The 7,897-nt window shown below is 35.5% G+C and carries 10 protein-coding genes; 8 read left to right on the top strand and 2 right to left on the bottom strand.

The genetic code is table 11. The features are described 5' to 3' along the window. The first annotated feature begins 442 nt into the window (after positions 1 to 442). The 8 genes from WC614_12660 to WC614_12625 are packed head-to-tail and all read left to right on the top strand — an operon-like array spanning position 443 to position 6,250. Positions 443 to 1,360 (top strand): hypothetical protein, encoded by a 918-nt coding sequence (locus WC614_12660; protein MFA5033851.1) that lies wholly within the window; start codon positions 443 to 445, stop codon positions 1,358 to 1,360. Further along, positions 1,348 to 2,316, top strand: a complete 969-nt coding sequence (locus WC614_12655; GenBank protein ID MFA5033850.1) for a hypothetical protein — start codon at positions 1,348 to 1,350, stop codon at positions 2,314 to 2,316. Before WC614_12660 ends, WC614_12655 begins: the two co-directional genes overlap by 13 nt. A 9-nt stretch (positions 2,317 to 2,325) precedes the next feature. Beyond that, positions 2,326 to 3,234, top strand: a complete 909-nt coding sequence (locus tag WC614_12650) for a hypothetical protein (protein ID MFA5033849.1) — start codon at positions 2,326 to 2,328, stop codon at positions 3,232 to 3,234. Then, positions 3,228 to 3,839 (top strand): hypothetical protein, encoded by a 612-nt coding sequence (locus WC614_12645; GenBank protein MFA5033848.1) that lies wholly within the window; start codon positions 3,228 to 3,230, stop codon positions 3,837 to 3,839. Before WC614_12650 ends, WC614_12645 begins: the two co-directional genes overlap by 7 nt. Further along, positions 3,836 to 4,465, top strand: coding sequence for a hypothetical protein (locus WC614_12640; protein ID MFA5033847.1), 630 nt, complete (start codon positions 3,836 to 3,838; stop codon positions 4,463 to 4,465). Before WC614_12645 ends, WC614_12640 begins: the two co-directional genes overlap by 4 nt. Continuing rightward, positions 4,441 to 5,010 carry a hypothetical protein gene (locus tag WC614_12635; GenBank protein ID MFA5033846.1) on the top strand — a complete coding sequence of 190 codons (570 nt, stop codon included), beginning with the start codon at positions 4,441 to 4,443 and terminating at the stop codon, positions 5,008 to 5,010. Before WC614_12640 ends, WC614_12635 begins: the two co-directional genes overlap by 25 nt. Continuing rightward, a complete protein-coding gene (locus WC614_12630; GenBank protein MFA5033845.1) occupies positions 5,007 to 5,624 on the top strand; it encodes a hypothetical protein in 618 nt (205 codons plus the stop codon). Before WC614_12635 ends, WC614_12630 begins: the two co-directional genes overlap by 4 nt. Continuing rightward, positions 5,621 to 6,250, top strand: a complete 630-nt coding sequence (locus tag WC614_12625; GenBank protein ID MFA5033844.1) for a hypothetical protein — start codon at positions 5,621 to 5,623, stop codon at positions 6,248 to 6,250. The genes WC614_12630 and WC614_12625 overlap by 4 nt, the downstream gene beginning before the upstream one ends. Before the next feature lie 8 nt (positions 6,251 to 6,258). Here the strand turns inward: WC614_12625 and WC614_12620 are convergent, their stop codons facing one another. Further along, on the bottom strand, positions 6,259 to 6,882 hold the full coding sequence (locus WC614_12620) for a cyclodeaminase/cyclohydrolase family protein (protein MFA5033843.1): 624 nt from the start codon (positions 6,880 to 6,882) through the stop codon (positions 6,259 to 6,261). Next, positions 6,875 to 7,786 carry a glutamate formimidoyltransferase gene (gene ftcD / locus WC614_12615; GenBank protein ID MFA5033842.1) on the bottom strand — a complete coding sequence of 304 codons (912 nt, stop codon included), beginning with the start codon at positions 7,784 to 7,786 and terminating at the stop codon, positions 6,875 to 6,877. Before ftcD ends, WC614_12620 begins: the two co-directional genes overlap by 8 nt. Positions 7,787 to 7,897: the final 111 nt, after the last annotated feature.

Here is a 7,897-nt window from a genome sequence, read left to right as displayed (position 1 = left end):
TATAGTCTAAAATGGGGTGGTGTTTCAGATCGTGGCGCAAGAGTATCAAACGGGATTTATTTTATCCGTATGGTATCATCGGAATTCAAATCAACCAAAAAGCTTATACTCGTGAAATAAAAGTGTTTTTAAAAGAAAGGGGGCAGGTGTTCCTGCCCCCTTTTTTCTTCTGCTGAAGATAAAAATTGACAGTTTAAAAAATTTATATAATCAACATTAATAGAATAATCAATAGAATTTTATGTTGTTTATGCGAAATAAATTATATATAAATTTCTTATTATTGTTAGAGCTTATTTTTTGTGGATGTGCTCCTGTTTTTCAATCATTAAGGGATGCTCCGGATTCGTATCTATGTTCCAGACAAACTGATAAAATTGAGACTAGGAAAAAACTATATATTTTAATATCTGACAAAAGAACAACCCGTGAAGTATCATATATGACAGCTAAACAATGCTTCTCTAAAGTCCCGCCTATGGAAGCATCTTTTATTCCTAAATTAGAAAACTCCTTGCTTAATGGTTTGAATAATTCAGGTATGTTCTCGCAGGTAGATACTTTTGCAAAACCGATAAAAGACAAGTTATTAGAAAGGACTTTATCAAAAAAAAATGATTTTTTAGATGAAAAAATTGATTCCAGTTTACTACTTGTCGGTGAATTAGTTCACTTTGTTGCTGAAAAAGGTGGTAGAGATTATATTTACCGTGTAACCTTTAATTACGAAATCATTTCTAATAAAAATATCATAGCAAACGGAACTATAGAAACTTCTGAGAAAATAAAAGATGTTGCTTCTTCGGAAAGCCAAATTGCATATTTCGGTCCTATAATAGGTCTCTTTACTTCTCTTAAAGATATGGATTACGTAACAAAATATATGCTGAGCGACCTGAATAATAAACTTATACCGGAATTAAAAAATATTTGTGATGGTAAAGCACGTTATGAACCGATTAATTATGATGTCTTAAACAGCTTTGATAACAACTATAAAATAGATACAAAAAATTATAGGTTTATAGCCCAAGCCAAAAATACACTTGCCCTTGCATCAGGAATTGGATGGTATCTTTATGCGTATGGTGGCGGATATCTGCAAAATAAGGAAAAAATTCTTGCAGCAACTTCTTTGGGTGCTTTTGTTTTTACTGATATGGAACTCGGGAATTTTACATATACAGGCTTCTGCACGGGAGTAATAAGCGGAGTAGTCCTTGCCTCTCTTTTACACTCTCCGACAAGTGATACCTATTATGGTCTCCTGACTGTTCCGGTGTTAGGAATTACCGGAGCAATTATCGGCTCTAAAATCATAATAGAAAAAAATAGAATCAAAATATTATGCACTCCTTGATAATTTATATCCTATTAAACGTCCCTAATATCTACCAGAGCGAAAATTTATCTCCTTATGGCAGTATCGTAACTTTGATAAATGATAAAAGGGAAATGACGGAAATTGTAAGAACAATTCCGCCCGGCTTTTTTGTATTCACGCATTCCCGGACTAATGCAGTTAGCGCCATAGAACATAACCTTGGAGAAGAATTATTAAAATTAGGTTTTATATCCGCAGATTCTCTAGAAGATTCCGAAAGAGAAAATATAACAACATTAAAAAATAGAAATGAAATACTTTCGTACATAAAAGAAAAAAAGAAAGCAAATTGGTTATTAACCGGAGAATTATTAAGTTTACAGGAAAACAGAAAAGGGCAAACTATTTTTTACTCCGGGAAAATATGGTATGAGTTAATAAATTTCTCCGATTCTATCCCGTTTAAAACTGTCTTATTATGTACCTTGCAATGTGAAGATTTCGTAAAAGCCGAAAAAAACGAAGAATTAGAACTAAAGATGTTAAAAAGTTTTGTCTCCGCATCTTTAACACCCTTAAAAAATGCTGCATATAAGAAAGAAAACTTTACAGATACAAATATTAACGGTTTCAATAAATTTGAGAACAGAAAAAATATAAGCCTGAAAGAATTACAAAAAATCAACTTTATGGCGTTTGCCGGCACTCTTATACCTTTGGAGGCAGAAGTATTATTAACTGTTGCACAAAATCCGATAGGGCTTATGGCATCAGGAGCACTCGCGCTTTCTTCCGAAATAGGACTTGTGCTAAGTACCCGTTCGGGAAGTTTGGACTGGATTTTTGCGATGACAGGTGGATGGGTTGGAGGCATAATAGGATTATCTCTTGGTAAAGAAATAAATAATACTTTCATTGCTTTACCTGTGGGCACATTTGTTATGGGATTTATCGGTTATAAAATGGGGAAAAAATTTAAGATATACAAATAATAAATAAAAATGACTTTATTGTTTTTAGTGCTAAATCTCGTTTTACCGGATTGTGTGAATAAATTCTATGAAAGAGTTGAATTGTTTGCCAATAAAATTCCTATGGATAAGTATTCAAAAGTAGGAACTGTTTTATTGGAAGAAGACACTTTGTGGTATCCTTCTTTGGATTTTATAAACGGTATGGATAGTATATTAAAATCAGTTGACGATAAGCATACAGGTTACAAGGAAACAAATAAATTGTTAGGAACTAACTTATTAAAACTCGTTTCCAATAATGATTCCAATCTTATTGATAGCTTATGTGGAGTCAATAACTTAGATGGTTTGTTAATTTTGAAAGTAATCTCCTTATCGGAAAGTGTTTTTGAATTCAGGTTCCGTGATACAGGAGAAAATGATTATATTCTTACGGAAAAACCTGCTTTAGAAGAAATGAACCCCAAAACAATCCCCCAAAAAACTCATAAAATTACTTTAAGGATTTTCGGGGGATATGTAATCCCGGTTTTTGATATTATTAATTTGGGATTCAATGGGGGCGGAGAATTATTATTACATCTACGCAAAAGACAACTTATATCCATATCCTATCAGAAAGGGAGTGTATCCTCTGCAGGATGGACATCGACAAGTTTTAAGTACTCCCAAATCGGAGCAAAAATTTTTCTGTGTAATAAACTTAATAACGGCGGAATAGGTGTGGGAGTTCACCATATTAACTACTCTGCTCCCGGTGAATATACAAACCTGTCCGAATTTCCATCTATCGGATTTGATATTTCAATATTTTTCAACAAAAAATTCCTTGAAAATATAAAACCTTTTTCTTTGCCGGTAACTTCATATATAAACCTGCCACCTCTACCGGGATTGTTCGGAGGAAATATCGGCTTAGACATCTTAAAATGGTAAACTTTAAAAGACTGATTTTATTGTTGTTGCTCGTAACTTATGGTTGCGAGAAAGATACTGTGTTTACAACTGATTATACAGAAGAGGGGCTTCCATTACTGAATACAAAAAGTGTTCAGGGATGTGACGGTAATTTTGAGTCCACCATAATTGGTTTGTCAAATGACTCGCTGTATGGAAAAGCTTACACAATGCTCTATTTGCATCCGGAAGACAGCATTAAAATTTATAAATTAACTATATGCCTGAATGCCTTAAATAATGTAACTTTTTCTCCCCACATACTGAAAATACAGTATGAGAGGAACGGGAAAAATGAGTATCTTGGTAAGTGGGTGGATGCAGATATTGAAACATTGACATTTGTTTTTACCCCTTTATTGAATGTAAGTTCGGATATCTATATGATAAAACTCTTTATCGATAATGACGGAGACTCTCTGCCGGATTTGGATACTACCGGCAACCATACGGCAAAATTCGTCTTTCGTTACGATAGCAGTTACTCTTACTCAAAAATTTATATGCAGACAATTAAAGAGTATTCCGGGATAATCGATACAGTCGATTTCCATTCCCATTTTATACTGTGGGGACAATTATGAATTTATTAATTATATCTTTTTGCCTGTTTACAAAAGTTAATTTACCGGATATGTGCTTGGGACTCGGAGCTTATTCCCAGAAAATGTCTTCTCAGGACTGGAATTCCGATGGAAAGATTGATGCGGAAGCAACAAATGCTCAAAGTCCCCTCTTGAAAATAAAATTCCCCGTGACTAATTTTTTAATCTTTTCCTTTGAGGGAAGCAATACTTCGTTTGTTGTTAAAAACAGCATTGATGAGGATACGCTTTTAACTTCTTCCATAAATAAAGTAGGGATGGAATGCGAAATGGGAATACCTATGGGACGGATATTTCCCAACCTGTGTTTTGGCGGCGGTTTTTTTGATTTTGATGCCCATACTGCCTATACTTCCCATATTTGTAAAGAAAAAATGGATTACTGGTATGGCGTAGGAATGGAGATTTTTACAAGATATTTTTCTTTCCGTGTGTTTTACAGGGAATATCAGGTAGAACCACAGATGTTTTATACTCCTTATAGTCACATTTTTGAAAAAGATGAATGGTTATGGAATTTGAGCGGTGAACAAATGGGATTAGAAATATATTACAATTTTTATATAGGGGAAGGAAATAAATGGTGGGATTATTTATCCAAATAGCAATATTATCCGTAAAATTCTCTACTTGCTTAGAAGGTAATATAGGGAACATATCCTCATCTGCAATGGGAAGCAATATTGCTATACCGATGACAAATTCTTTCAGATGGACAATAAATCCTTTCGTCCTTTCAGGAAAAAGCAGCTCACGGGATTATATTGTTAATGATGAAATGGGAAATCCGATTGTAGAATTAACTAATATGCGAATACTCTATACGTTATATGGAGTTAATTTCGGACTGAGACTAGACAGGGGTGGTTATTTTATAGGCTTTGGATGCGGGATTGCTTATTGCAATGTAAGTCATTCCGAAGAAGAAGCGTATTACAACGGATATTTTTCAGGGGGCGTACCAATAGAAGGTAGCGAAATAATTCCTTGCTTTAATGTAAAATGTGGTATATACCCTTTTAAGTTACCTTTTGAAGTAAAAATGGGTATTATCGGCGGAATGAATTTTGCTTACTCAAGTATTGGAGTAAATTCAGGCGTAAACCTCGGCGGTATTACATTAGGATTGGCTTTTCAAATAGATTTATGAAATTAAAAATCAACTTGATTTTACTTTTCCTGTTGCTTTTAAGCTGTAAACCCGCAAATTTCTTAACCGACTACAGTCCTTACGGGACATTAATATTTCAATCTTCATCCGCAGAAGGATGTGACAGCGTATTTGAATCTATTGACAGTACTCTATATGCAGATTCTCTGGGAAATTATTCGTTTATTAAAATAAAGTTAACTACTGCAACTAATTACAAGTTATCAACAATCAGGTTGTATATGTTTGACCGTACTCTTATTTATAGTAAAATTGCCGCAATACTATATTCCTTAAACGACACTATTAAATTAGGGCATACTGAAATTTGGGGTAGTTACGGCAAAAATGATTTTATTGACCTGTCAGGATGGGAACCAGTAAATCTGACTTCAGAGATAGAGTATTCAATAGAAATTTTCTGTGATAAAAATGAAGACTGGCAACCTGACATAGGGAATAACGAACAATACAATTATATATTCCTGTTATTTCCTTTTGACAAGGATTACACGGGAGAAAATTATAGTTATAAAGTAGTAGATACAAAATCCGGTCAAAGTTATAACAGGACTGAAACGCCGATACATCTTAATTTTGAACTTTATCAATGAGCTATTTATTTATATTTTTGAATTTTTGTGTTTCTGCAAGAACGATTTATAATGTTAGCGCAGGAGTTAATCTGTGGCAGACGTATATCCCCGTGCAGGATTTTAATAAGGACGGAATAAACGAAGTCGAATCATCTACTCCGGGACAGGAGTTAAGTTTCTATGTCCAGTTTTGCTGGAATGAATATTTTGATTCTTATGTAGAAGCCGGGGGATTCGGATATAACATATACAACAAGTCATTAATCGATACTCTTGCATTCAGCAATTGGGCACATCATTATGGATTAGGAGTAAATGTTTATCCTATCCAAAAAATTAAAAAAGTTTATCCTTTTCTGGGGGCAGGATTAGGTTTGTGCGACTATTCTTTTGAAGGGTATGGACTCTATGGCTCTGATTATTCTTACGATTATACAAGCGGTAATAAACCTATGTATTGGCTAAATACAGGCATATACGTTGATATATGTAAGTTTGTAAGCGCAAAGCTACAGGTCAGGAAAAACTTTTGCTCCTATACGACAATAAGGGGATGGGGAGTAGGAAATATAATATGCGAAAAAGAGTGGGCAATAAATATGGACGCCTTAGAAATAGGTTATAGCATTAATATACAATGGTAATCGTGTTTCTATATTTTGCTCAAAACCGTTTTTTCTATCAATTCCGCAAACTCGTTAACTTCTTTTATTAACTTTTCCGACTCTGTTTTTACTTGAGTCTTAAAGTTTTCGTCTTTTATGCTACCCAGATTTATAAGTACATTATAAAGCGCGCCTAACGCGGAAGCGTGTAGTTCTAATCCTGCCACTCCTGCATCCGAAATAGAATTTGTATTTCCTTTGGAAGCACATAAAAACGCAAGTTCAATCGCAATTCTGACGTTTCTTATTACTTCCAGTGGAACGTTTACGGCTTCTTTAAGCGCCGATTGTATTGCATTGCTTCTTATTTGTTTTTCTTCGTCCGTATTTTTAGGCAGCTTATAACCTGACATAACTTTATTAAAAGCTTGTTCGTCTTCCTCTATAAAAGTAAAAAACCTGTCTTTGATTTCTTTGCCCTTATTCAAAGCTTCCTGCATTTCTGCTTCAACTTCTTTATATTTTTCTTTGCCGATAGTAAGTTCTGCGACCATGCACACAAGCGCTGTCCCTATAGTTCCTGATAATGCTGCAGCTGAACCTCCACCCGGCGCGGGCGAGTTACTTGCGAGTTCGGATATAAAACCCTGCAGCGAAACGTCTTTATTCATTTTCTCCTCCCCATATTTTCTTTTCTAATATTTGATTAGCGGAAAAGTTTTCCAGTTTCAAATACCAGTTTGCTACGTCTACCATTGCCTGTAAAGGTAATACTCCCACGACTTCCGACCCGGTTACGGAAACTCCGTATCTTTCGGCTTCCCGTACGACTGCCTCAAATACCCTGAAAATAGGTGTTCCCGTATAATTGGTCAAATTAATGGAAACCTGAACGATACCCCTTTCTTTTATTTCAAAGCCGAGCGCTTTGACGTATTTGAACCCACCGTCTCTGAATCTTATTGCTTTTGCAATGGCTTTGGCAATATCGAGGTTGTTAGTATTAAGATTTATATTGTACGCAACAAGATAATGTCTTGCCCCGACTACTGTTGCTCCGGCAGAAGGGTGAAGCTCGGAAGGCCCGAAATCCGGTTTTCTTGACGGGTCTGCTTTTATGGATTTCTGTAATCCTTCAAACTCTCCTTTGCGAATATAAGCAAGGTCTTTTCTTTCCGGAGTGGCCGCAGACTCTTCGTATAAGTAAGTTGGAATGTTCAATTTTTCCGCTATTTCTTTTGCAAGAGAACGTGACAATTCAACGCATTCTTCCATTGTTACGTCTGATATAGGAATAAAAGGAATGACATCCGTGGCTCCCATACGCGGGTGTTCGCCTTTGTGGGTTCGCAAATCTATTAATTTCATTGCGCATTTACAGGCGTTAAAAGCTGCTTTTTTACAAGCTTCCGGCGTTCCCACAAACGTAATGACTGCGCGATTATGGTCGGCATTCATTTGTTTGTCCGTTAGCTTAACATCAGGAACGGCAGTTATTTCTGCTACGATTTTATCTATTATCTCTATTGATTTACCCTCGGAAAAATTTGGAACACATTCTACAAGTTTGCTCATCCTCCCTCCTTATAATCAAATTCATTAAAACCAACTACCCCGCCCACCGCCACAGCGGGATCTTCGACTTCTTCGGGGTAAACTCCGGACTAATTTTTCCTCTGTGCGCTC

It is taken from the genome of bacterium (genome assembly GCA_041649255.1).
Lineage (GTDB): Bacteria > Hydrothermota > UBA3073 > JACQXS01 > JAQTXJ01 > JAQTXJ01.
This window is presented reverse-complemented; position numbering and strand designations above follow the sequence as displayed.